Annotated in this window: 18 protein-coding genes and 5 pseudogenes; 4 read left to right on the top strand and 19 right to left on the bottom strand. The window is 60.6% G+C overall.

Annotated elements, in window-relative coordinates:
- Positions 1–509 (top strand): ATP-binding cassette domain-containing protein (locus tag NKK51_RS18110; RefSeq protein WP_352554145.1); only part of this gene is annotated, 509 nt, incomplete at its 5' end.
- 307 nt (positions 510–816) lie between these two features.
- Here NKK51_RS18110 and NKK51_RS18105 read toward each other — a convergent pair.
- The 3 genes from NKK51_RS18105 to NKK51_RS18095 form a co-directional block, all read right to left on the bottom strand.
- Entirely contained in the window at positions 817–2112 is a 1296-nt protein-coding gene (locus NKK51_RS18105; RefSeq protein WP_352554144.1) for an NAD(P)/FAD-dependent oxidoreductase, read from the bottom strand.
- Positions 2113–2218: 106 nt separating this feature from the next.
- Positions 2219–3220, bottom strand: a complete 1002-nt coding sequence (locus NKK51_RS18100) for a dipeptidase (protein WP_352554143.1) — start codon at positions 3218–3220, stop codon at positions 2219–2221.
- A gap of 788 nt (positions 3221–4008) precedes the next feature.
- Positions 4009–4926, bottom strand: coding sequence for a LysR family transcriptional regulator (locus NKK51_RS18095; protein ID WP_352554152.1), 918 nt, complete (start codon positions 4924–4926; stop codon positions 4009–4011).
- A 245-nt stretch (positions 4927–5171) separates the two neighbouring features.
- Between NKK51_RS18095 and NKK51_RS18090 the strand changes: the two genes are divergently transcribed.
- Complete coding sequence (locus tag NKK51_RS18090) at positions 5172–6623, top strand: aldehyde dehydrogenase family protein (protein ID WP_352554142.1); 1452 nt, start codon at positions 5172–5174, stop codon at positions 6621–6623.
- A 181-nt stretch (positions 6624–6804) separates the two neighbouring features.
- Here NKK51_RS18090 and NKK51_RS18085 read toward each other — a convergent pair.
- From NKK51_RS18085 to NKK51_RS18070, 4 genes and pseudogenes are all read right to left on the bottom strand, one after another.
- Positions 6805–6918 (bottom strand): annotated as a pseudogene (locus NKK51_RS18085) (ATP-binding protein); the annotation flags it as partial.
- A gap of 278 nt (positions 6919–7196) precedes the next feature.
- On the bottom strand, positions 7197–8387 hold the full coding sequence (locus tag NKK51_RS18080) for a hypothetical protein (RefSeq protein ID WP_352554141.1): 1191 nt from the start codon (positions 8385–8387) through the stop codon (positions 7197–7199).
- Between the two features lie 141 nt (positions 8388–8528).
- The gene (locus tag NKK51_RS18075) at positions 8529–9203 is read right to left on the bottom strand and encodes a class I SAM-dependent DNA methyltransferase (protein WP_352554140.1); all 675 of its coding nucleotides are present in this window, start codon (positions 9201–9203) and stop codon (positions 8529–8531) included.
- A 298-nt stretch (positions 9204–9501) separates the two neighbouring features.
- Positions 9502–10239: a class I SAM-dependent methyltransferase gene (locus NKK51_RS18070; protein WP_352554139.1), complete on the bottom strand. Its 738-nt coding sequence runs from the start codon at positions 10237–10239 to the stop codon at positions 9502–9504.
- 798 nt (positions 10240–11037) lie between these two features.
- Between NKK51_RS18070 and NKK51_RS18065 the strand changes: the two genes are divergently transcribed.
- Positions 11038–12117, top strand: coding sequence for an IS630 family transposase (locus tag NKK51_RS18065; RefSeq protein ID WP_352554138.1), 1080 nt, complete (start codon positions 11038–11040; stop codon positions 12115–12117).
- A 314-nt stretch (positions 12118–12431) separates the two neighbouring features.
- Here the strand turns inward: NKK51_RS18065 and NKK51_RS18060 are convergent.
- Positions 12432–12981, bottom strand: a pseudogene (locus NKK51_RS18060) (transposase); the annotation flags it as partial.
- A 477-nt stretch (positions 12982–13458) separates the two neighbouring features.
- On the opposite strand from NKK51_RS18060, the gene NKK51_RS18055 reads away from it, so the two are divergent.
- On the top strand, positions 13459–13584 hold the full coding sequence (locus NKK51_RS18055) for a hypothetical protein (protein ID WP_352554137.1): 126 nt from the start codon (positions 13459–13461) through the stop codon (positions 13582–13584).
- 415 nt (positions 13585–13999) lie between these two features.
- Here NKK51_RS18055 and NKK51_RS18050 read toward each other — a convergent pair whose 3' ends face one another.
- The 11 genes and pseudogenes from NKK51_RS18050 to NKK51_RS18000 all read right to left on the bottom strand — a co-directional run bounded on the left by NKK51_RS18050 (position 14000) and on the right by NKK51_RS18000 (position 24180).
- Positions 14000–14971 carry a dipeptidase gene (locus NKK51_RS18050; RefSeq protein WP_352554136.1) on the bottom strand — a complete coding sequence of 324 codons (972 nt, stop codon included), beginning with the start codon at positions 14969–14971 and terminating at the stop codon, positions 14000–14002.
- A gap of 716 nt (positions 14972–15687) precedes the next feature.
- Positions 15688–15783 (bottom strand): annotated as a pseudogene (locus NKK51_RS18045) (nitrogenase); the annotation flags it as partial.
- Between the two features lie 98 nt (positions 15784–15881).
- Positions 15882–16031, bottom strand: a pseudogene (nifH, locus tag NKK51_RS18040) (nitrogenase reductase); the annotation flags it as partial.
- 1 nt (position 16032) lies between these two features.
- Positions 16033–16254 (bottom strand): annotated as a pseudogene (locus NKK51_RS18035) (type II toxin-antitoxin system HipA family toxin); the annotation flags it as partial.
- The gene (locus tag NKK51_RS18030; protein WP_352554135.1) at positions 16229–16555 is read right to left on the bottom strand and encodes a helix-turn-helix domain-containing protein; all 327 of its coding nucleotides are present in this window, start codon (positions 16553–16555) and stop codon (positions 16229–16231) included. The pseudogene NKK51_RS18035 and the gene NKK51_RS18030, both read right to left, overlap by 26 nt.
- 577 nt (positions 16556–17132) lie before the next feature.
- Positions 17133–18236, bottom strand: coding sequence for a type 2 isopentenyl-diphosphate Delta-isomerase (gene fni, locus NKK51_RS18025; protein ID WP_502902474.1), 1104 nt, complete (start codon positions 18234–18236; stop codon positions 17133–17135).
- Between the two features lie 28 nt (positions 18237–18264).
- Positions 18265–19167, bottom strand: a complete 903-nt coding sequence (locus tag NKK51_RS18020; RefSeq protein WP_352554134.1) for a terpene synthase family protein — start codon at positions 19165–19167, stop codon at positions 18265–18267.
- The gene (locus NKK51_RS18015) at positions 19164–20681 is read right to left on the bottom strand and encodes a hypothetical protein (protein WP_502902473.1); all 1518 of its coding nucleotides are present in this window, start codon (positions 20679–20681) and stop codon (positions 19164–19166) included. The genes NKK51_RS18020 and NKK51_RS18015 overlap by 4 nt, the downstream gene beginning before the upstream one ends.
- 176 nt (positions 20682–20857) lie before the next feature.
- Positions 20858–21847, bottom strand: coding sequence for a polyprenyl synthetase family protein (locus NKK51_RS18010; protein ID WP_352554132.1), 990 nt, complete (start codon positions 21845–21847; stop codon positions 20858–20860).
- A gap of 147 nt (positions 21848–21994) precedes the next feature.
- Positions 21995–23338, bottom strand: coding sequence for a cytochrome P450 (locus tag NKK51_RS18005; protein ID WP_352554131.1), 1344 nt, complete (start codon positions 23336–23338; stop codon positions 21995–21997).
- The gene (locus tag NKK51_RS18000; RefSeq protein WP_352554150.1) at positions 23338–24180 is read right to left on the bottom strand and encodes an SDR family oxidoreductase; all 843 of its coding nucleotides are present in this window, start codon (positions 24178–24180) and stop codon (positions 23338–23340) included. The genes NKK51_RS18005 and NKK51_RS18000 overlap by 1 nt, the downstream gene beginning before the upstream one ends.
- Positions 24181–24333: the final 153 nt, after the last annotated feature.

Genomic DNA, 24333 nt, shown 5'->3' with positions numbered 1-24333 from the left:
CCACCATCATCGGCCGGCCGCTCGAATTCTATTTCGGCATGCGCGGCCGCGAGCGCGACAGGCGCGTTACCGAACTGCTCGACAAGATCGAGATGGGCAAGGGGTTTTCCGATCGCTACCCGGCCGAGCTTTCCGGCGGCCAGAAGCAACGCGTCTGCATCGCCCGGTCACTTGCCGCCAAGCCCAAGTTGATCATCTGCGACGAGGTGACCTCGGCACTCGATCCGCTGGTGGCACATGGCATCCTCGAACTGCTGCTCGAGCTGCAGAAGGAGGAGAATGTCGCCTATCTCTTCATCACCCATGACCTGGCCACGGTGAAGTCGATCGCCGATTCGATCGCGGTGATGTATCGCGGCGAGGTGGTGCGCTACGGGCCGAAGAGCAAGGTGCTGGCGCCGCCTTTCGACGCCTATACCGACTTGCTCCTGTCCTCCCTTCCCGAGATGGAGATCGGCTGGCTGGAAAAGGCGATCAAGGGACGGCGCATGGCGAGCGCGGGAAGTTGAGACTGACTGTTCCAGCCGGTTGAACCAGCATAGACCATGGCGAAGGCCCGGATGGTAGCTAGGATCTGCTAGGGCAATTCCAGGAAAAATGTGAAAAGGTTTTCCGTCCGGAATTGCGTTGAAACAAAGAGTTAGAGTATCCGTCTTGGTCAAGGAATCGAGCGCACCGTGATCGAAGGCGCGATCCAGATCCGTGGGCGTCGGTGGGGACGAAGCGCTACGAGTGGGAGAGCGCCTCCCTAGTTCGTTCTTCACGACCCCTTTGCGTGCGAACGTCGTTTGAGTCAGGTGTCGTGAGCGTTCGTTGCTACGCCGCCTTGATGATTTCGTAGTCGCCGTCGGTGAACCTGGAGGACTTGAACTTGCTCAGATCGAGAGACGGCGCTCCGTCGACGATCCACTTGCTCATCTGCTTACCCACGACCGGACCGAGGGCGAAGCCGTGACCGCTGAATCCGCACAGCGCGTATACGTTCTCGTAGCCATGAAGAAGGTCTATGACGGGAATGAGGTCCGGAGTGGTATCGATCCGCCCTGCCCAGCTGTCCGCCAAAGTCAGGCCGCTGATGTGGGGGAACATGACACGAAACTCGGCTAGGTTCTGTTTCACTTTCGCGATATTCGTGGCAGGCTCCGAGAGCGGACTGTGCTTGCCCTTTCCCGGCAGTAGATCCGTCAAGCTTCTGATGGTGTCCCGTCCGAGCCCGATCCGCAGCAAGCCTTGGTTCTGCTTTAGGGCCGGCAGGAAATACCGAAGGTTTGTGAAGGCTTGGAGCGTCAGGTCGTAGTCAGTTCCGGCATTCCGATACCCGTTTCCGATGATGAAGGACCCATCTGGCCTGGGGCGGTAAGCCGTGGTGGGCGCCCACATGGCAATTTGGGTGAACGGGGTGGTTGCCGTCGTGAGGCCCACCGATGATCTGATGTTCTGTACCGGAAGGTTGTAGCCGAGTTTCGCCAGGAGCCTCCTCGATCCGATACCACTGGCAACAACCACCTTCGCACATTGATAGGTGTTCCGCAGCGTGCGGACGCCTGTCACGCGACCTCTGGTTGTCGTGAAGTCAATGATGACTTCGTCGTTGAAGAACTCGGCACCAGCCGCCTTCGCCGCGCGGGCTACCGTGTGGGTCGACAACTTGGGATCGCCGTGTCCGTCATCTCGCGTGAAAAGCGCGCACCGCCAGCTTCCAGCGAGTTCGGGAAGCTTTTCCTTGAGCGCTTTCGCATCCAGTATTTCCGAAGCCAGGCGATGCGTCTGCGCATCGCGATAGCTCGTTTCCACGAGCTCTTCGTCTTCGGCCGTTTTCGCAGGCATGAGGATACCTGATTTCACGCGCTGGGTGGAATCGAACCCGAACTCATCGGTAATCTCGTCCCAAAGGACAGAAGCCTCGGCCGCCAGAGGGATTTCAGCAGGGTGGCGGCCTTGCTTTCGAATAAAACCCCATGCACGGCTTGACTGCTCTCCCGCGACCGGACCGCGATCGAAAACCGCAACGCGCACGCTTTGGCGGGCCAGGTAATAGGCGGTCGAACACCCAGCGATACCCGCCCCGATTATGGCGACTTCGTAAGTCTTGGGAGTGGCCGTCTTCGCCATGAAAGCGTGGTCCTCAGTAACGTCGTCTACCCTGCGCTAGGCGGGTGGGGCCTCTTTCGACTGCGCCAGACCGCTCTGTTTGAGCCGATGTCGGGGTTCTAAACGCCTATTCCCAGTTCGCGGCTGCGACGCGCATGAAGTTGCCGCCGAGAATTCCGCTGATGTCCTTGTTGCTGTAACCCCTTGCCGACAGGGCGGCCGTGATCTGAGGGAACAGTTCGATATCAACGAAACCGAGATTGGCTCCGGCCGGGTAATGCTCCGGCGGCCAGTAATCGGTGGCGTTCGCGAAGCGCGTCGAAAGCGCATTCGTGATCTCCGCAAAATCTGTTCCGAAGCCCACGTGCTGTGGCCCGACCAATTCACAGTAATGGTCGATGTTCCGCACGAGGAGATCGACATTGGAGGTGTTGTCGCCTGCTTTCGTCATGAAGATACGAATACCGGTAACGCCGATCACGCCTCCGGTGTGCGCACAGGCGATAGCCTGCTCATTCCAGATGTTGCGTGGGTGGTCGTGGAGAACGCGGCTGTTCGAATGGCTGATGATGATCGGCTTCGACGAGGTTTCTGCCAGGTCAATCGACATACTGGGACTGCAGTGAGTCCCGTCAACGAGCAAGCCGACGCGGTTCATCTCCCTGACGACTTCCCGGCCGAACGCAGTGATCCCTGTGTTGGGGCCGTGGCAGCCGCCGCCTCCAGCGTTGTCCTTGTTATAAACGAATGAGATCTGGCGAACGCCCAGGCGATGGTAGGTCTCGACGAGTTCGATCTTGCCGTCGAGTGCCGACACGCCCTCGATGTCCATTGATACCGCGAGTTTTCCTGCCCGCTTGGCGGCGAGCACGTCTGCGACGCTGGAAACGCGAATGTACTTGTCCGTGTTGTCGCTCAGGAACTTGCGGTAGCCGGCTATGACCGCGAATGTATCATGCCAAGGCAACACGTCATAGCCAACGTTGGTACTGACGAACGTGAACCCGGCCTTCCGGATCCGCTCCAGCGAATTGACGTCGATGGGGACCTGAGGGTCCATTCCGCAATGGGCATCCCAGACGATGCTCTTCTGGAATAGTTCGTCAACGTTGAACTGGGTCACGTCCATAGCAATCACGCCTTTGAAATTGGGTGACAGTACAATCCGCGGAGGCGGCGAGCCTGTCCAACAGCAAATTGATATAGCGCGATGAGAAAGGGAGATCGGTGAGCCCCTGAGCAGGTATCGTCGGAGTTTCGCTGCAGTCTTTCTGAATGAGGGCCACCAGGTCACGCTTTAGGATCCGGCCGTCCAGTGGGTGGTGCTTCTTATGGCAATGCCGGAATCGCCGAACGAGCTGTCTGCCCATCGCGAACCCTAGTTCTGCGGCAGATCCCAAAATCTCTGGTTTGTCTTGGCGACGCGCTAGAGAAAATCGACAGGTCAGGCACGAGCCCAGCTATTTCTCAGTCGGAAAGCTCTGTCGGGACACGACCTCTACTCGATTTCATCTCAGTTCCCGGCATCATACACCGCGTCGGCAAACCAAGGGATTCGAAGCGGGGTTCCAGGCTAGAGAAACTGCGCGAGGTTTCGCCCAAGGTCACGGTATGAAAATAGGGCTGCTCGACGAGGGTGCGATTCAAGATCTCGAACCTAGTCTTTCTCAGATGCTTTCCAACGGAGTTCTGCGATCTCACTCACGCTTTGTAAGTTGTCAAAAAGGGCTGGTCGAGACTTGCGAGCGCCATCTGCTGGTCAGTGGCGGAGATGTACGCCAAGTTGCATTGAAAAGGATTGAGATTCGCGGTGCGGAATGCGCTATCGTGAGTGGAGAGGGGAACCTTTCGTTTTGAAAGCCTCGTGATGAGTGGCTAGGCGGTTCAGCGAATGCTACGGAGCGGGCGGAGTGTCGATCAATCGCCGGCAGGGTGTCCCAAGACAACATCGATGAAGTTTCGTAAGGTGGGTGCCGTGTTGTGCTTTCGCCAAGCCGCGTAAAGGTGGAACGGCTCTGGGTTTTCCCGAATAGCTACCGTGGCGACGCGGTTTGAGTAGGTGGCAGCCACCGAGCTTGCGATCAGGACGACCCCAACGTTTTCTTCTACTAGAGCGAACGCACTTTCGTTGTCCTGCATCATGATTGAGGGCCGCGGGAGGAAACCAGCCTGGCGGCAGATGTTGTTGATACGACGGGTGTAAATCTGCCAAGGTTCAGTCGACCACAGCAAAATGTGTTCGTGTTTCAGTTCGGACGCCGAGATCGAATCCCGCTGCGCCAATCTATGGGTCTTAGCGACCGCGAGAGCTACGTGGTCTTCGAAAAGGTGTATGGCCTCCAGCTCATCGTCTATAACGGGTCCAACCACGAACCCGATGTCGACCTCGCCGCGGCTGATTGTCCCCGCGGTGTTCTCGGGGATCATTTCCGACGTCGCCTGGCTAATCAGGCGCAGATCCACATTCGGATACTGCCTGTGGAACTTGGCCAGCACCTTCGGCAAAAACGTTCGGATCGAGATTTCGTTGTAGCCGATCTTCAACTGCCCGACTTCGCCACGAATCGCGGAAAGCGCCTTGATCGAGATTTCATCCAGGCCACCGACGATCGTCCGAGCGTATCCAAGTAGATTTTTTCCGACCGAACTCGGCTTCACGCCTCGCGCGGTGCGCTCGAACACCGGAACGCCCAACTCGGCCTCGAGCGTCTGGATTGTCCGGCTGATTGCCGACTGCGAAGTGTTCAAGCGTTCGGCAGCGCGCCGGAACCCTCCTTCGTCGTTTACCGCCAGCAATGCGCGGAGCTGCTGCAGACTGATCCGCGGCGATCTCACCAAGGCATCACCCAATACCAAATAGCTGTTAGACAGGTATCGTATATCATCGCAAGGAGCGTCCGTCTAATGCTCGCGGCGTGCCGCACGAAACTGTGCGGGAAGACGGTCCGAACCCATTGAAACTACCAAGGGCATTCTGTCAGGAACGGACCCGAGTTTCAGCCGCGGCTTGCCAAGCAGGCGATCAAGATACACTCGCGCTGCGATCTAGGGGAGACTCGTACCATGATGGAAGCGACCTGATGAATCTCCTCGAAGTGCGCAACAAAAGGTGGATGAATTTCGTCAACGGCGACTGGGTGTCTTCGACCGAGTTCATTGACATCGAGAACCCGGCTTCAGGGGAGATCATTGCTTCGGTCGCTGCCGCGAGAGAAGATGATGTCTCGAGCGCGGTCGCTGCGGCGAGAGCCTGCGTTGCAACCGGTGCGCTCACAAGCTGCCGACCAGCCGTCCGTGCGGAAATGATGACGAGAATCGCATCGGAGATTCGTAACCGGGTTGAGGATGGTGCCTACATAGGTTGCCTGGAGAGCGGAAAGCCACTCGGGGCGGCAAGGGCCGAGTTCGAAGAGGCTGCGAGGTATTTCGAGTACTACGCGGGCATGGCCGACAAGATCGAAGGCAGTGCGATACCGTTGGGGCACCGTTACCTGGATTATACGATCCGGGAGCCCTACGGCATCTCGTTACAGATCGTACCATGGAACTTCGCGCCTTCCATCTGCGCCCGCTCGCTGGCACCAGCGCTGGCCGCCGGGAATGCCGTCATCGTCAAGTCGCCAGAGCTGACTCCGTTGGCGATGATCGTCCTCTTCGAGGCCATGGAACGGGCAGGGGTACCGAAAGGTGCCGTGAACCTCCTGTGCGGCCTTGGGCGGGCCACAGGTGCGGCTCTGGTCAGCCATCCCGATATCGATCAGATCGTATTCACGGGTTCTGTCCAGACGGGCGTGTCAATCATGAAGGCGGCCTCTGAGCGATCGGTGCCATGCGTCATGGAACTCGGAGGCAAGTCCGCTGGGATCGTCTTCGCCGATGCCAACGTCGATCAAGTGGTCGAGAGCGTGAAGTCGGGCAGCTTCTACAACGCAGGCCAGGTCTGTTCAGCGTTGTCCCGCCTGATCGTTCACGCCTCCGTCTATGACGCTGTCGTCGAGAAGGTGTCGGCGATGGCCGGAGCCTTGCAGGTCGGAGACGGTTTGGTAGGCGCGGATATGGGCCCGGTGGCGTCTGAACATCAGCTCAGGAAGATCGAGGGCGTATGCGTTCGTGCCAAGAGCGCTGGCGCAAAGCTCGTGACCGGAGGGGAGCGCCTGCCGGGCAAGGGAGGGTGGTTCATGCAGCCCACCGTCTTTGCAGATGTCGACCCGAGCATGGAAATAGCTCAGGAAGAGGTATTCGGTCCGGTCCTGTCCATTATCAAGTTCGAGAACGTCGAAGAGGCCTACGACATCGCGAATGGCACGCGGTTCGGTCTGGTCGCGGGGGTCTTCACGCAGCGGCTTGACATCGCTCTCAAGGCGCCACCCCGCCTGAATGCAGGGCAGGTCTTCGTCAACGAATGGTTCGCTGGCGGGATAGAGACCCCTTTCGGTGGGAACAAGATGTCTGGGCATGGGCGGGAGAAAGGGCAGGAGGCGATTTACAGCTATGTCCGGACGAAGAACGTGGGAGTCTCCCTGGCACCTTAGAATCGAGAGAACGATAACTTCTCCGGGGCCGAATACGGTTTGTTAGGCCCAATCGGTGCGCATTTCCCTGATCGTGAGCAGTTTTTTCACGCGATCATGGGCGGCTGCCTCGCCCAACCTGTTCATTGATAGGCGATTGCGGCGGGTCAAGAGCGCTGGCGCGGGCGTTGTTTTTTTCGCATCGATTGTCGCGGCAATGGCCGAGGGCGCAGGCGATCCAACTCTTACCCAGGCCGATTCCGCCTGTGACCAGGAGGTTCTCGTGGCGGCCGATCCAGTCGCCGGCGACGAGCCTGGATGATGAGTTGAGCTACGACGCTACCTGGCCGGCGACGTCCCGACAACGCTGCTCGAGTTCCTCACGCGGAGTGGTGGACAATTTCACCGACTCTGTATTAATTGCAAAACTGTCAACTGATCGATCTCCTAATCGCCGCCGCGCCTCGTACGAGCCCTTTGGATGCAGGGTCTACCGGTCCCAAAGATAAGGCCACCAAAAAACTAGTTCATACCGACTACGACACTCGCTTTGACAAAGGGCTCGCTGAGCTAAGATTGGGAATGTCTCCACGCCTACCTTGGAATCGGCATCGCTTGAACGTCGCTCAAGGGGCGATACGGCAAGCCTTTTTTCTCCGCCGACAGCGCATGGGTCAGGTGGCCACCGTAGCAACAGACTCCGTCACGCAGGCTTTCATCTTCAGTGATGGCCTGCAAGGATTTGAGACTAGCGATGTAACGAATGTAAGGGAAAGTTCGCGCTGTGAGCAGCCGCGTCGCGGTGTTGGCCACCATTGATGGAATATGATCGCAGTTATAATGCACGACATTTTCTTCGCGATACGAGTGGTAGAGCGATGCTGAAGAAGTACAGGTTTCGATGAATTCACGATCACAGGCAGTACAATCGCACAGTATGCTACCTCTCTGCATGGCTCCAACCATGCTGCGGTCGATCAGGTACTCCATTCTCTGCTTCGGAAGATCGGGGCGACGCACCGCACAGTTGAGGACGATGTCGATCTCCGGCAGTGCCGCCGCAATCGTGTCCTGAGTGCGTGAAGGATCCTTCTTATCCATGAGGATTAGGTCGGTGCCAGTTGCGCCGATGTAGTCGACGCCTTCGGTTTCGAAGCGCGCATTGGCTTTGCAATTGAAATCCTCACGGCCTCGAGTGACAACAACGGTCAAGGCGACCCCGAGGTCCGACAAATATTTGAATGCGGACAGACCGATATTGCCGCATCCGATGATCAGAGCCCGCCCTCCGGGAAGGAAGTTCTCATTTCGCGGGCAGAACACTCCTTTTTCCTTGGAGCACAACTCTAATGCTTGCTGAGCGAAGAGATAACCAGTCAGTCGGCTCATCGGCTCAAGTAGTGGTTGCTGGCCGCCTTTTCCCACCCACTCATAAGCAATTCCAAGAAAGCCTCTACTGACGAGTTCAGAGATGTCCTGCGGATCGATGTTCTCATCGAAGTGCAAATACGTAAACAGAATGTGGTGCGGAGAATAGTCAGAGTATTCTGAGCGTAGCGGTGCCTTCACCTTGAGGAGGAGCTGCGCCTGGGCGAGGACCTCGTCTTTCATCGCCACCTTCCCCCCGCGGACCTGATAATCCGAATCCGAGTATCCAGCCCCTTCCCCGGCACTGATTTCAATATAGACATTGTGGCCGAGGCGCGAAAGAGCCTGCGCTTGGATCGGCTGGAGTGCGACACGCCGCTCGTCTTCTTTGATTTCCTTCAAGACGCCGATGTTCATCTTTGAAACTCCCTTTCTGCCTTCGGTATGCGGCTGTTGTCGATCTAATGACCTCTGTTCTTGGACATGTCAGTCGTTCCAGTTCTTTGCAATCGCAGGCTATATTTGCCATCATAGCTGTCGTTCCGTTGGCGCGTTGGCTTATGACGCAATCCGGAAAACCCAGTAGTGCGCCTGCTCGTCTGCGATGTATCTGCTGTCACTTAGACATTGGGCCGGCACAACGACGCCCCCATGCTGAAGACGCCGCACCTCGTCTTCAAAGGATGTGGCCTCAAGGTAGCGCCTGCTGGTGCTTGCAATGACGAACCCGTTCGGGCGCGTGACGCGAGCTAGTTCGCGTAACCCTTCCGGCCGGACTTGCCCGAGCCCGAAGACGCCGCAGCAGACGGTAATGTCATAGGTCGCGTTCGGGTATCCGGAGAGGGTCCCGTTAAGATCGGCGCCAACTTCGATACTGCGGTAGACGCCGGTTCGGCGTGCCTTTCGGGCCATCTCTTCCGTAAGGTCGAACCCGTCGATCAACTGGAAGCCCAAGCGTGCAAGTTGCACGCCGACCAGACCTGTTCCGCAGCCAGCGTCCAGGACTGCGATGGCTCCCCGCTCGCTCGCCAGATAGGCGGCCTGCACCACTCCCGCCAGTTCAGCCACGGCTATCGGTCCGTAGTATCTCTCGCCGCCGACATCCCGATTGTACGAACCGGCCCATTCTCGATAGAATAGTGACAAGCGATCGGCGTCGCATTCGAGGTGGGAAATCTCGGCGCGTTTTCGTGCGGCTTGGTCCAGTGCCGACTCTCGGTCGGGGGTTTTCATTGACAATTCCTTTAGGTTGATGGCATTTGGCACAGCCGCTTGAGCCATTAAGCTGTTCGTTGCGGAGCAATAGGTGAGGCAACAAGCTGTTCGGTAACAAGTTAGCTAGTGGACACAGAGTAGCTCATAAGTCCAACGAGCGATTTCGACACAGGCACAGGCCATGATCTCCATCGAACTTCAGCAATCGAACGGTTCCATGGTCGGCTGAGATCACCAACTCTTCTTTTGCCAGACCCATACGGTTGGAAGTTTCTAAGACCATTCATCGAATGATCGGCCGACGAAAGTTCCTGGACTACAGGCTGGTTCGGCGGTAAACGGAGATATGACGATTGCTGCCTTCGGCGAAAGCACTTCTCGTCCAGTCTCCCCAGCGTTCTGCGAGCTCCAGTCCTACGGACTCGGCCATAGTGTCAAGTTCTTGATGATAGACGTAACGGGCGCGATGTGGTAACCGCCTGACCGATGTACCAGAAAACCAGAGAAGGCTCGAAACCAAGTTCTGGTTCAGTGGATCGTGGACATGCGTGTTGAGAATCGTGTTGTCATGATCCACGAAAATCGTAGTAGTTTTTTGGCCGTTCACGAAGCCTTCCAAGGTCGGCACATCGAGCTCGATCACCAAAATTCCCTGAACGTCTAGCACCTCCGCAACAGATCGGAGGCATGCCAATTGAGCTTCGCGCGTGAAGAGGGCCTTGAACGTGTTATAGACACAATATACCAGGTTGTAGCGTTGCTCCGATCTGAAATCGGCAATGTCTCCCTTCCAAGCTTTAACAAGATCAGTGCGCTCGGCGAGCACTTCTAACATACTGTCCGAATTGTCTATACCTTCGACCCTGACCCCACGCTCACTCAACGGTACCGCTACGCGTCCGTCACCAATACCAAGTTCGAGAGCTCCCCCCTCGCCACAATACCCCTCAAGAAAATCAACAGTCTCGACTACATCAACCATTCTGCCGTGCACACGGGCAAATTTGCCGTAATTAAGAGCCCATTCCCTATCGTAAATAAAGTCGCCACCCATATTTTCTTCTCCTGGCAATATACTAGAGTGTATTCACTTCGCTATATGTTAATGCGGGTTGATCAGATCAACATTGTCCAAGCGATTGATCGCGAGTTCGAACTCGGCCGATCGTCTCCGGTCGGCGACCCGGCACCGTTGCCGGTCTGGTGTAAATCTGAACTGCTTTCCTTTTTGATTTCATCAATCACGGTAATCACCTCAGGATGGATATCGGTCGGCAACTCTCCTACGAGGTGATGCGAAAGTCGTGCCAACTGCCTCATCGAGGTGTTTTTAGGCGCTATTTAGCGAGTAAGACTGGTCCGGCAGATAATCAAATTGAGCAGCAAAGCGTCACACCCACGACAAACCCGACAGGAGTGTCGGCTGTCCGCCGTTTTCTTCGCCAGGGGTCGTAATTGACAACTAGCCCAGCCATCCAACTGTCGGCCTCGCAGATCGGGCCGGGCGAAAAAGCTGGTGAGTCGGATCTTGAATGAACCGTCGTGGTCGCCTAACCTCTAACTCGCACATGCAGCCGTCGCGAATGCCCAGCGTCGCCACGAACACGCCTTGATTTTCGCGCCGCCGATTTCGGCCAGACGCTCGCCGAAGTCGATCTGCAGCTGTCGCCCCGGTGGCCTCTCGAACCGGTCGCCAGCGCCGGCCCCCAGCCCGGCTGCCAGCGCGTTGCATGTTAGCCGGCGGCACCACGCAAGACCTTCACGGTGTGGTGGCCACAGCCTAGTGGATTGATCGAGACAAAAGAGTCCAACGTTGGATTCCCATCGGTTTTCGCTTGTGCAACGATCGGGCATGCGCACCGGTATTACATTTGACGTCACTGCCGCCGACAGGATTCGGCTCGAAGCCATCGTGGCAAAGCACGGTTCGCCGCAGAAGCATGCGTGGCGGGCGAAGATTATTCTGATGAGCGATGACGGCTTGGGAACTGTGGCCATTATGGAGGCTACCGGCAAATCGAAGACCTGCGTGTGGCGATGGCAGGAGCGTTTTATGGCCGAAGGCGTGGATGGCCTTTTGCGCGACAAGAGCCGCCCGCCAGGCATTGCGCCACTCGATCCCGAACTGGTCGATCAGGTGATCGCGCTGACGCTGGAAACGCCCAAGCAAGAGGCCACACACTGGACCGTTCGCGCGATGGCAAAGGCGGTGGGGATCGCGGCCTCTTCGGTCGTCAAGATATGGCACGAGCATGGTCTTGCACCGCACCGCTGGCGCAGCTTCAAACTGTCGAATGACAAGGCCTTTGCCGAGAAACTGCACGATGTCGTTGGGCTCTACGTCTCGCCGCCGGCCCATGCCATTGTTCTTTCCGTCGATGAAAAAAGCCAGATCCAGGCGCTGGACCGCACCCAGCCAGGACTTCCTTTAAAGAAGGGGCGGGGTGGCACGATGACCCATGATTACAAGCGCCACGGGACCACCACCCTGTTTGCTGCCCTCAATGTTCTCGACGGCTCGGTGATCGGCCGCAACATGCAGCGACACCGGCATCAGGAGTTCATCCGTTTCCTCAATGTGATTGAGGCGCAACTGCCGAAGGATAAGGCAGTCCACGTCATTCTCGACAACTACGCGACCTCTAAGCAGCCGAAGGTCCGCGCCTGGCTGGCAAGACATCCGCGATGGACCTTCCACTTCGTTCCAACATCATGTTCATGGCTCAACGCTGTCGAGGGCTTCTTCGCCAAACTGACACGACGCAGACTGAAACACGGCGTCTTCCACTCCGTCGTCGACCTGCAGGCGGCAATCAACCGCTTCATGACTGAGCACAATCACGAACCGCGGCCATTCGTCTGGAAAGCAGACCCCGATGAGATCATTGCAGCGGTCAAACGCGGGCACCAAGCGTTGGAATCAATCCACTAGCTGCCGCGCGATCCGCTTCAGTCGCTCCATCCGCACGCCTTCAGGCGCCACATCTCCGCGACATCGCATGGTCTCTTCATCACCTGCCCCCCGCGGATCACTCCACGACGGGTTTCCCGTGATTCGTTGTACGTTAATTTGCTGTCTTCTCAGTCGCCCCTGAGGTGGCAATTCCCGTGGCGCAGAGGAGGGCAATTTTCCATGACGCCCGACACTAGAGCACGTCCTGTTCAATCTGGGTCACCCGGCTGCGTTGAAGTAGTTGGCGCATTCGTCAGGGGTGAAGCGTTCGAGGACGCGCCGACCGCAGCCCGAGCGCCGTCGTAGACGAAGGGGGCGGTCATGCCGGTCAGCCGCAGCGCTCCGGTGAAGGTGGTGGTCTTCCGATGCCCGTGCGGCACGCCAGCCCGGCAGCGTTCGCCGCGCGGCGCTCTTCCGCGCAGGCGCGCCATCTCCGTGGAGAGGCCCGTCTCGTCGATGAACACCAGCTTCGCCGTATCGAGATCGAGCTGGCCGTCGAACCAGTCCCGGCGTCGCTTCAGGATGTCGGGGCGGTCCTGCTCCAGTGCGTGCGCGGACTTTTTTTGAATGTCCAGCCGTGCCGGCCCGAGCCAGGCGCTCAAGGCGCTGCGGCTGATCCGAACCGACTGCTCGACCTCCAGCCGCGCCACCATCTCGTTCAGCGTGATCTCCTTGCGCTCCTCGATCAGCCCGACGATGATGGCGTCATGCGCATCGAGGCTGGACGCGCGGCGGCGACCCTGCGGCCGCGCGTCCAGTCTCGCCGATCTTCGCCCGAGCAATCCAGCGGATCGCACTTGATATACCCACACCAAACCGCGCCGCGGCTTGGCGCGCCGACATACCTTCGTCCGAAGCCTTCAACACACGCCACCGCAGATCGCCACTCAGTGCTTTTCCCTTATCCACCTCCGTCGAGATGAATGTTGAATCAGCACATAACGCGGACGTCACTTCACAATCGATTCATCGATGGCAGGACGTGCTCTTGCAAGACGGCTTAAGAGAATCTCAACGGGCCACTCAACCGAGCCCCCCGACCATCTCGAGTTTTTGATCAGGCCCTGACGCGTACGGCTTATGCGGTGGCTGCAAATGCGATCACGTCAGAGGACTGCGCACACCCAAGGGTCCGGCGGTTTGGCGGACTTCCGATCAAAAGCTGACCTGATTGAGTTTGCGAAATTTCTCGACCTCTCAATTCTACGCGTTCTGTGGAATGTCGGCCCGAAATACCGTCTGTAGACAACAGGTACGCGCCATCCTGCGCGAGGCCGGTGTCAAGCTCGGACGCGCTCGCGCACTGCCTTAGCTGATCTTGTGCGCGAGCTGGCCGACGCCGAGGCGATGGTGATGGTGATGGTCGAGCCGCTGCTTTCGATCCTCGGCTCCATGCCCAAGGAGTTCGCCCGCCTGACCAAGCAGGTTTTCGACATCGCGGGCTAGGAGGAAGTCTGTCGACGAATGGAAGCCCCAAGACGTATTACGGAACTGCGGTAACCAACCCGCGGATAAAAGCGTGATCGACCGTCGCCCGAAGGCCCATCCCGTCCCCGTGCTGTCCCAATCGACGGAAACGAGCCTGTGACAAAGGACATCGGGAAGAAAATTCATGCATCACCTTTCACCACGGTGATAAGAGTTATGTGGCTGAGCCGATGCGATCGATCAGATTCTCATCCGGGCTGGGTAACCGCCTTCCGTGTCTTTGTCTCGGGGCTGTCCTCGGTCTAGAGAGCGGGCGTCGGGCGTCGTCTTTGAGATCCATCGCCAGCCTGTGCAGCTTCAGCCAATCCGACTGCTTCGCAAGCCTGCCAAGCAGGGAACATGAGAGCTAACATCCTCTGCCCTTAGCCAATCCTCACTTCCACACGTGGTTTGCGACACGGAGGAAATTTTCTCCCATTATCCCACGCACGTCTTTGTCCGAGTATCCGCGCGTGCTTAGAGTGTCAGCGATTTGTGGAAATGCTTCTGGATCCATAAACCCAAGACTTGGACCATTCGGATATTGCGACTTTGGCCAGTAAAGAGAGTTCCATGAAGAAACCAAACCGGCTCTGTCTGGAAAGTAGTCAAGTCCAATACCGACGGACATAGGGCCAACCAAGTCAGCCTTGTGATCAATGTGTCTGATCAAAGCTTCAACGCTAGCGACACCCGTTCCCAAAAAGACACCTAGACCGGTGACACCGCTCACTCCTCCCTTTGCGGCGCAGGCGATTATCTGCTCATCGCAGATGTTGCGTTCGTGATCGTAAATCGAACTGCAATTAGAGTGCGAGAATACGACGGGGTTTTCTGATAACTGGATTGCCTCCATCGAGGATTTAAAAGAAACATGAGAGCAGTCGATCACCATTCCCAGTCTGTCCATCTGCTGAACAATATCTCTACCGAACTTCGTGAGACCTTGGTCTTCGTCATGACATCCGGCGGCAGCCGCGTTGTTCCTATTGTAGGTAAGCGTCATCTGCCGAATCCCAAGATCATAGTAGAGTCTCAACATCTCTAAGGAGCCATTGAGGGCACTCATCCCTTCAATGTCGAACACAATAGCTAACTTGCCATCCGTCTTGGCCTGCCTAATATCCTTTTCACTGCGGACAATCACGCATTGGTTTGGGCGGGCTGCAACGGCCGCTCTGTAGACCGATAAATTTTGGATGCATTCGGACCACGGACTTACATCGGAACCGACATTGAGGGTCAGCAATGTCACACCAGAATCAATGTATCGCCGCAGATACGTTGGCTCATCAGTATCATCAAATAAGATTCCGGAATGACCGTCCCATATCACGCCTTCGAAGCGCGGGCCGTCTCTGCTCACGAGATGCCTCCTGCAAAGTGGTCACAATCAGAGCAAAACCTCGGCCTCGGCCAAGCAGAAAGCTCAAGGCAAGTTGTCGGGGCTGTGAAGCGGGGGCCCACTGCCACACTCTGGTTATCGGATTTCGTTGGCTTACCCGCTGCGGCTCTTCAGATCCGAAAGGAACTAAATTCGCTGCTGGGCGAGTGTAGTGGCTCTCGCGACGGAAGCATTTCGTTCATGTTAATTCCTTCGGGGCGGGTACTTCGAGGCCGCGATGGTCGTGACGGCCCCCCATTTTCCAGCAATATGTGTGCCAATGAAGCGATGCGCGAACAACAGGTCCAAAAACTAGTGTTTCGCCTCGCGATGTCGGCACTTGAGCCTCAATGTGACGGATTCCAGACATAGAGAGACGGCTCGCACCCCACGCGGAATGAGCTTGGCCTCGGTCAGGAAAATGACGTTCGGTCGTTCCCAGCCGAGTAGATGCTATGGGCCGAGCAACGAGGGATGTCATCCTTCGGCGCTGGAATCCACCATCAGAAGAAGGCCCCCGATGTCGCAGTCTTTTGAGGCAAGCCCGTCCTTACAGCTCTCGAACAGCAAACGTCGTAGCCGTCATCGAAAACAGCAAGGCAAATAGCTGATCCGCCGCACTCGTTCCGGGTCTTGAGCGACAGCCTCTCAAGAAGATCCATGCCGACACACCATCCCTTTGCGACGCTGAGGTGCTATTTGAGGCGCTTCGCCGACTTGTCAGGATATTGCGACAGCACTTCCTCGATAAGCCTCGCATGGAGGCCTCCGTCATTCTCGTATTCCAGGCTCATGGGACCCCTTTCAAGGTTCAGGGTGACGCCTCACCGACGAGGCGCCGTTCTTTGAAAGACGCACCAGGTCAGGCGGCGCCTCATGTCGGCAGCGGTCGCTACTGTGCGGCCGCCTTAGCCGGTTCCTTGACCTGAAGCTCGGCAAGCATCTGCTCGTCCGTCTTCATGATGCCGAAGTCGAGCAGCATGTCCTCGAGCTCCTCCATGGTGATCGGGGTCGGGATGGTGCCCTGGCCCGAATTGGCATGGCGCGAAAAAGGCGAGCAAGGCGCTAGCCAGGGGCCTCGGATGTTTCCGCAATCCTCCCGTCCCTGCCCGGAACGCAGGCTGAAAACCGGAAAGCCGCCCGTCGCGCGGCACGCCTCATCGAAGTTGGATGCACGGCGTCCTGACGATTGTGCCGATCTTCACTGCGTTCAAGAGCACGTCCAGCGACGGGATCGTCTTAGGTGCGCGAAATACTGGGGCCATGATCGTCATCGTCAGGTTGAGAAACAAAGGCGGGTCGATCGTCATCATCATGCGGACGCAATAGAGCCTGGACAGCTGGCACCATGACTTGCGGAACCAGCATCATTTCCAGGCCGAGCGCGCGAGCGATATTCATGAGCGTTGTTGCACGCGCGGCTGCGGCTCCCGTTTCGATGTCGCGATATCGGGGACGGGATATACCCGCCAAATTAGCGACCTGCTCCTGCGTCATCGCAGCGGCCAGCCTCGCCTGCCTGAAAAGCCCACCGATTTCCCGTAGAATTTCCGATTGAGAGTCCATATGATACGTAAACGATCCATTCCAATGCTAGATGATATGGAAGAGCATCTTATCCAGCGACCGAGTCAACACGTATGATCTGTTCGCGTATCATGCATTAGCCCTATGAAACGTAAAGAGATCACTCATCCTGCATTTAGCGCCGCCGGACGGTGGGACGCCGTCCGAAATTAGCGCCCGACGCGCTCCGAAATCATCGGAATGTTAAATCAAGGGGGTCCGGCGGCTGAAATCGCTTCCCTCTTCTCGTTCATACGGCCCACCGCGCTGACTCGGGGTCAATGTGGATCGCGACTCCTTTATTGCGATGGATTTGCACCATCTACTCCCTGCCGGTCTCCCGGCGCACCATGTTCCGACTCCTTCAGGGGCCCGGCTAGGTCGGCGTGACCGATCACCCTGATCAAAGCATCGACATAGCCGTCGAATACAGCTTCACTCTCGGCTGTCCAGTCCGGCATGGCGGGGTGCCTCCCTGATCACGAAGCAGCACCCGAACACAGCGCAAATCCCCCGCTTCCGAGACTTTCTGACCCAGTAAGACTAGCGTCCGCCGCACGTACGGGCGGCGCCGCCGTCAACCGGCGGGCAGATGCGCCGAGGGCAACAAGCGGGCATGACGCAACGCCGCCAGATCAGCCGAGCCGGTGCAGAAGCAGGCGACGGCCAACTGGCGGATGACGATCTCGAAATGCGCGACAACCGCCTCGGTGGATACCGTAGCCGCGCGCAGCACGCCGGCCGCCTGCCCGGCGATGTCCGCGCCCAGGCGGATTGCCTTGGCCACGTCGACGCCGTCGCGGATCCCGCCCGACGCGATCAGCTTCACCGCTGGCAGCGCCCGACGGACCGCCTGCACGCAGGCCGGGGTCGCAATCCCCCAATCCGCGAACGCCATCGCCGCTGCGCGCTCGGCGGCATCGGGGGCCCGCTCGCCCTCCACCGCGGCCCAGCTGGTGCCGCCGGCGCCGGCGACATCGATCACCGCCACGCCCGCCTCGACGAGCGCACAGGCCACCGACGCGGACAGGCCCGATCCCACTTCCTTGGCCACGATCGGCACGCCCACGCTGCGTGCGGCGCGAGCGATCTGCGCCAGGACGCCGCGCCAGTCGCGGTCGCCCTCCGGCTGTACCGCTTCCTGCAGCGGATTGAGATGGACGATGAGTCCATCGGCCTCCAGTGCATCCACCGCCCGGCGGGCAAGGTCCAGGCCGTCGGCCTCGCGCAGTTGCGCAGCGCCGATATTGGCCAGCAAGGGAACGTCTGGGGCCAGGCGGCGCAGCGCGCGCGTCAGCCCCTGGGAGTTGCGGGATTGCAGGCTCACGCGCTGCGAACCGACGCACATGGCGATCCCCAAGGCTTGCGCTGCCTCGCTCAGATGCCGGTTAATGGTCTCGGCCCGTGGCATGCCGCCGGTCATGGAGCTGATCAGCAGAGGCGCGCGCATGGTCTTGCCCAGCAGCGAGGCGCTAAGGTCGATCCGCGTCAGGTCCAACTCGGGCAATGCGCAGTGTTCGAAACGGATGTACTCCCAGCCGGCGGCCTTGGCCCGTGCCGTTCGCCGATTCAGCACGATGTCCAGGTGGTCGTCCTTGCGCCGGCTCAGGTTGGTGTCGCTGATGCTCGCTCCTTCCGCGTCATCGGGCGAGGGCGTTGCGTCGGATCGGACCGACGGCAGCGCGCGGACGCCGCCGTCTCCCGCGCGTTCAGGCCGGCGCACGCTCGCCTCCGCCCGCAGCGTCGCTGCGGTAGCGACTGGTTGAGGTCTCGTAGTACTGCGCGCGGATGGCCGCCATGGCTTCGATCAGCGGTCCCCACGGCGGGGGAAAGCGTTCTTGCGCCATCACCCGGTGCAGCATGCGTGTGTGGCCGGCCAGCTCGTCGTTGAGGAACTCCACCACAGGCATGGCCGGATAGCGCTGCAGCAGCAGGATCGCCGCGTTGTCGGCCTCGCCGGCCGATCTATCCTTTTCGCGTCCATGCAGGTCGTTCTGCAAGCGCCCTATCGCGGAGATGAGCCGCAGAACCTGGCGAAACGCCGGACGCGCGCGCAAGGTCGCCATGTCCAGCCCCCACAGCAAGGACAGGCAACAGAACACGTTCGTGTAGGCGATCGAATCGATGCCGTTGTGCAAGTACTCGGCGTACGACCAGCGCTGCGCCCCTGCCGCCTGCGCGTGTCCGGCGCGCAGCGCCGCGCAGTAGCACCGGGTATCGTGGAGAAGCTGAGCATAGTCGCGACGATCGTAGGCGAGCGCGGCGAGCGAAGTGCGCAGCACAGCACAGCCCTCGAATCCGGGAAGCGCGCACGGCACACCCTGCCCCAGCGCCTGCTCCACCGCGGCGAGCTGCTCCGGCGCGATCAGGCCAAGGTCGTTACAATCGTCGAGCCAGAAGAGCAGCGCCAGTTCGCGATAGAACGCCACGATCAGCGTTTCGTCCAGCGGATCGCGGCCGGTGCGGGCGCTGGCGTCGCGCAGGCTCGGATGGATGCGCTGCAGGATGTACTGGCCGCCCCGGACAGCTTCCACAGCATGCTCGTCGGCGAACCCAGTCAGGGAACGCCCCCACTCCAGCACGTGCTGCAGGGCGCGATCTGTCGGGATCATGGCCCCGCTCCTGCTCCCTCGGCCGAGACGCGCCGCCCCCAACGAAGCGCCAGCCACAACCCGGCGAGTTCGGCCACGCGCACCACCCGAGTGGGGCAATACAGTTCCTTGCCGATCCACAGCGGCGTCTGGGGCAATTCATGCGCCGCGTGGCGGGCGAGCATCCACTTCAGCGCACGCGCCACCGCCTGCGCGATGCGCCGGCGCCCTGCCGGCGCTTCGCTCCCGTCCATCACGTGCAACGCGAACAGCGCATAGGCGGTTTCCTCGAATGTGGACGCGCGACCGGCGCCCCAGCCGCCGTCGTCGCGCTGCGTCCGCAGCAGCCCGGCCAGCGCGCGCTCGTCGCGCCAGTGGGGGTTGCCTTGCGCGAGCGCAGCGACCGCATGCGCGGTTGGATACAGCCACGAAACGTGCCATTTTTCGTTGTCCCATACACCGTGGGCGTTGCGATTGGCCTGGACGTAGGCGCTGGTGCCGGCCGCGGGTTTTCCCAAGATTCGCAACGCATGCAGGGCATGGATGTTGGTCGACACCGAGGCATTGCGCTCGCCCGGGAAGGTGACGAACAGCTCGCCGGTGTCGAACTGGCGCAACGCGTCGGCCGCCGGGTCGCGGCCTGCAAGGCGAAGGACGCACAACGCAACGGCGGTGTCGTCCGCATCGGCCGCGAAGTGCAAGGCAGGGCCCAGACCGCGGACTCCGAGGCGGGCGTCGAGTTGCGCGATGATCACTTGCACCGCCTCGGCGAGCGCGGGATGCGCGAACAGACCGGCCAGATGCAGGGTGTACAGCGACCAGCATGGCTCGAACACATTGATCGGCCAGACGTTGGGAACGACACCTTCAATGCCGGTGCGCGTTGCCCGCGATGCAGCCTGCAGATACCCGTCGGTGCGCCCGACGTGCGGCGTTCTTCCCTGTGTCACGGCGTGCGCACGCCACGCGGCGGTGGCCGCTGGACTGATGCCAATGCTGCCGTCGTCGTCCGGGCATGCGGTGGCCGGCGACGTCCCCCAGGCTTCCCAGGAGTGCAGCAATGGATGGCCGCTCGGCAACGTCGCAACTGCCCCCAGCTTGGCCAGGCGTGCTTGCCGCAACGGCAACAGCGCCGGGTGGCGCGGAAACGCCACGCCACCCAGCAAGGATGCGGCCTCGTCGCACAACTGCTGCAGGATCAGCTCCGCGCCGATGGGCGCGTCTTCCGGCACCGCATGCGCGTAGGGATCGGGCTGGCGCTCGAGGAACCGGGTTGCAGCGTGGACTGCGTCGGCAGCGCCAGGAAGAGGATCGGCACGCTGCAATGCCAGCAACGCCGCCCAGGTAGGCGCATGGCGAAACAGCGGGAAGTCCGCACTTCCCCATCCGCCATCGGCCTGTTGCTGCGCGATGAGCCACGCGTATGCGTCCTGCCGACCGGTGACGTTGCCGTGGAACTGCAGAGCTCGCGCCGTATCGTAGACGGACGGACCGACACTGCCGCCGTCGCTCATATCGCTCAGCAGGTGGCGCATTTCGGAAAGGATCTGTTCGGACAAGTTCACGCGGGATGTTCCTTCTGCAGAAGGCTAACGAGAACAGAAACGGGCAGACGCCGCGCACGTCGCCGCCGACACGGACACAGTGCAGCATGCAGCGCCCGCCGGCCGATCGCAGCAGCACAGGGGCGAGTCCTTACGGATGCGCACGCTCATGCGTATGGCGCGGACAGATAGAGGTTGGCCCGCTGCAGCATCTGCGCCAACCCTTCCGCACGCGGCCCCAGAGGGGCGATGGCCTCCCCGGCGTCGTGCAACAAGTACAGGGCGAACTGGCGCGCAGCCTGCAGCCCCATGATCGACGCGCAGGTCGGCTTCTGCGCCGCCGCGTCCTTGCCGGGGCTCTTGCCAAGAGTCGCGGTATCCGCCGTCGCGTCGAGAATGTCGTCGGCCACCTGCAAAGCCAGGCCGAAACAGGCGGTGTAGCGATCGAGCGCATTATACAGCGCAGCGTGCGCGGCATCCTCCGCGATGGAGTATAGCGCGCCCATGCGAACCGACGCGCGCACTAGCGCTCCGGTTTTCATCCCATGCATCGCCAGGATCCTGTCCAGCCCGGCATGCTTTCCGACCAACGACAGATCGATGGCCTGCCCGCCTGCGGCACCCTCGGCGGACACCGCCTGCGCCAGTTCGCGCACGAGCGCGATACGGTTGTCGCCCGGCGCATCCAGGCTCGCCAGGGTGAGGAAGGCGTGGGCCTGCAGCGCATCGCCGACCAGGATCGCAGTGGCTTCGCCAAACTTTACGTGCACGGTCGGAAGGCCGCGGCGAAGCACGTCGTCGTCCATCGCGGGCAGGTCGTCGTGGACCAGGGTACAGGCGTGCATCATCTCGATGGCGGCGCAGACGTCGTCGAGCATGTGCGCCGGCGTGCCCGCCAGTGCCCCGGCAGCCAGACAGAGCAAGGCGCGGGTGCGCTTCCCGCCATGCAAGGTGGCGTAGCGCATGGCCGCCATCAGCTCTGTCTTACCGTCGTCTTCGGCGCAGAGCAGACGCCCCAGAGCCTGTTCGACCCGCTTTGCGCCGTCCTGCATCCAGATCTCCGGGAGCAGCCCGCCAGAGGCGCCGCGCGCCTGCGCGCCCAATCCGCCGAATGCGGAAACGCCAATTCGGTCGCGTGGAGTGGAACCGGTCTGCATGTTGTTGATGTCCTTGTAGCTGAGACGGCCACGGCGAGCGCAAGTCGTCACGGTGTTGCCGGCGTCACACGAGTGCGTGCGCTGAGTGCAGCAATGCCGCGCCCCGCCGGCGCCGCTGCCTTGCCACACAGGGCATGCGATGCCAGCTCATGAAAAGCCTATTCGAATTTTCATTGACGGATGTGCGGTCGGGTAATAGCGCCGGCCCTTTTCGACGTCGCTCAGCAACTGCGGCCGCACCCCGGCCTTGTGCATGGTCAGCGCCAAGGCGATGCAGAACTGCACCATTTCCAGCCATACCAGATGGTAGCCGATGCAGACGTGTGGGCCGGTACCGAACTGCAGCATGTCCACGGGCCGGATCGGCTCTGTGCGTAGCAGCCACCGCGCCAGGCGGAACTGATCAGGCGCCTCGTGCAGCAGCGCCGAGGTCGAGAAATGCAGCAGCGGGATGCATAGATGGGTGCCCGCGGGAATGCGCCGTTGGCCGAGTTGCAATTCCTGCAGCGCGCGACGCGGCAGGAGCGTGGTCGCCGGATGCAGGCGCAGTGTCTCGCGAAACAGCGCCTCGGCGACCGGACACTGCGCCAGATCCGCGTGCCGGGTCGGCACCGCGCCCACGCGTTGCGCCTCCTCGACCAGGGCGTCCCACAGCACAGGCTGCCGCGCCAGCTCGATCACAATCCAGGCCATCGTCGAGGCAGTGGTGTCGTGACCGGCAAGCAGCAGCAAGCGAATATTCGCGATCAGGACGTCATCGGAGAGCGGACCGTCGCTGCGGTCAAAGGCGCTCACCATGTCGTTGATCAGCCCGGTGCGCGCGGCATGCGCGCGCGCATCGCGGACGAACCGGCGCAACTGCGCGTCGATCCAGTCGCGGGCGGCACGGCCGCGCCGCAAGGGCAGTCCGGGCAGGTCGACCGGGGGGGCTACGATCAATTGCAGCAATTGCCGGTACTTGCGATGCCATCCCGGCAGATCCTGCGCGGGGATTCCCATGAGGCTGAAGATGAGCTTCAGCATCAGGTCCCCGGTTTCGCGCAGGATGGTTACCTCGCCGCGGGCGCGCCACGCCTGCACCCGCGCCTGGATGACGGGCGCGAACAGGTCGCCGATCCCGGCCTGGGTCAGTCCCTTGGGCAAGAACGCTGCCTTGATGGCATCGCGCGCCTGCCGGTGCGCGCCGCCGTCCAGGGCAACCAACGTTCCGCCAAGCAATTCGGGCGCGATCTCTTCGATCAGCGCCGAGGACACGTCCTTGTGCTTGAGCAGTGAGAAAGCGTCCGGATCCACACAGGTCATCAGATGTCCGGCAGGGCCGAAATCCAGCCAGAAGTGGCTGCCCAGCGTGCGTTGCGCGCGCCGCAGCAGGCGCGGCAGGTCGCAGACAATGGCGGGAAGATGCCCGACCAGGGGGAAAGCGCCAGGCATGACCGGGATGTCGCATCGCAGCCGGTGCCGACGGTTGAGTGGATTGAGCAGCATGTCCATCAGCAGCGCGCCGCCGCCGCCGATTCGGAGGCGCCTGCAGGGCGCGCGGCGCAGCTGTTGCCACCGTCGGCATATGTCGGCACATGCGCCAGCATGCCGCCATCGATGCACACGAGCTGGCCGGTGATGAACGCAGCATCGTCGGAGAGCAGGAACGCCACCAGCGCGGCCACATCCTCGGGGCGGCCGACGCGCTGCAGGAGCTGGTGCCGGCGCAGATGCCGTTGCATGCACTCGTCCAGCTTGGCGAGGAGACGCTCGGTCATGATAAGACCCGGCGCAACCGCGTTGCAGCGTATCTGAGAGTGACCGTACTGGGTGGCGAGCGAAGCCGAGAGCATGTTCATCGCCGCCTTCGACGCGGCGTAGGACGTCTGCGCCGTGTCACCGCTGAGCCCTTGGCACGACGACATGTTGACGATCGCGCCACCGCCGCGGGCGATCATCCGTGGGATGGCCTGCCGGCAGCAGAGCAGCGTGCCGCGCAGATTGGTCGCCATTGTCTGGTCCCAGACTGCCAGGTCCAGGTCGAGGATGGCGCGGTCGCGCGGGGTCAGATGCATGGCGCTCGCATTGTTCACCAGCAGGTCGACCCCCCCGAAGTGCCGCTCCGCCGTCTCGAACAGCGCTGCCACCGCCTGCTCATCGGCGATATCCATGGCTATGGCCAGCGCGTGGCCTGCTTCGGCCGCGATCTGCGCGGTGCAGGCGATGGCCGCAGGGCCATCAATGTCGGCCACCACCACTCTGCCGCCTCCGCGCGCGATGGCGAGAGCGCATGTCTTGCCGATGCCGGCGCCAGCGCCGGTCACCACGGCCACCTTGCCTTCAAACCGTCCCATCGTGTCTCCTGAATTGCATTGGTCTTTCGCGGCATGCCGCTGGGCCTGCGTCGGAGAAGGCGCCGGGTCGGCGCTGGCGCACTCGTCATGGCCAGCGTCGCTTTCGATGACCCGAATGGCGGCGACCGGGCACTGGTTCGCCGCAAGCCGCAC

Origin of the sequence: Mesorhizobium sp. M0011, assembly GCF_040324155.1 — a bacterium.
In the GTDB taxonomy this organism is placed as follows: domain Bacteria; phylum Pseudomonadota; class Alphaproteobacteria; order Rhizobiales; family Rhizobiaceae; genus Mesorhizobium.
The sequence above is the reverse complement of the archived record's forward strand: the minus strand, read 5'-3'. Positions and strand labels throughout refer to the sequence as shown.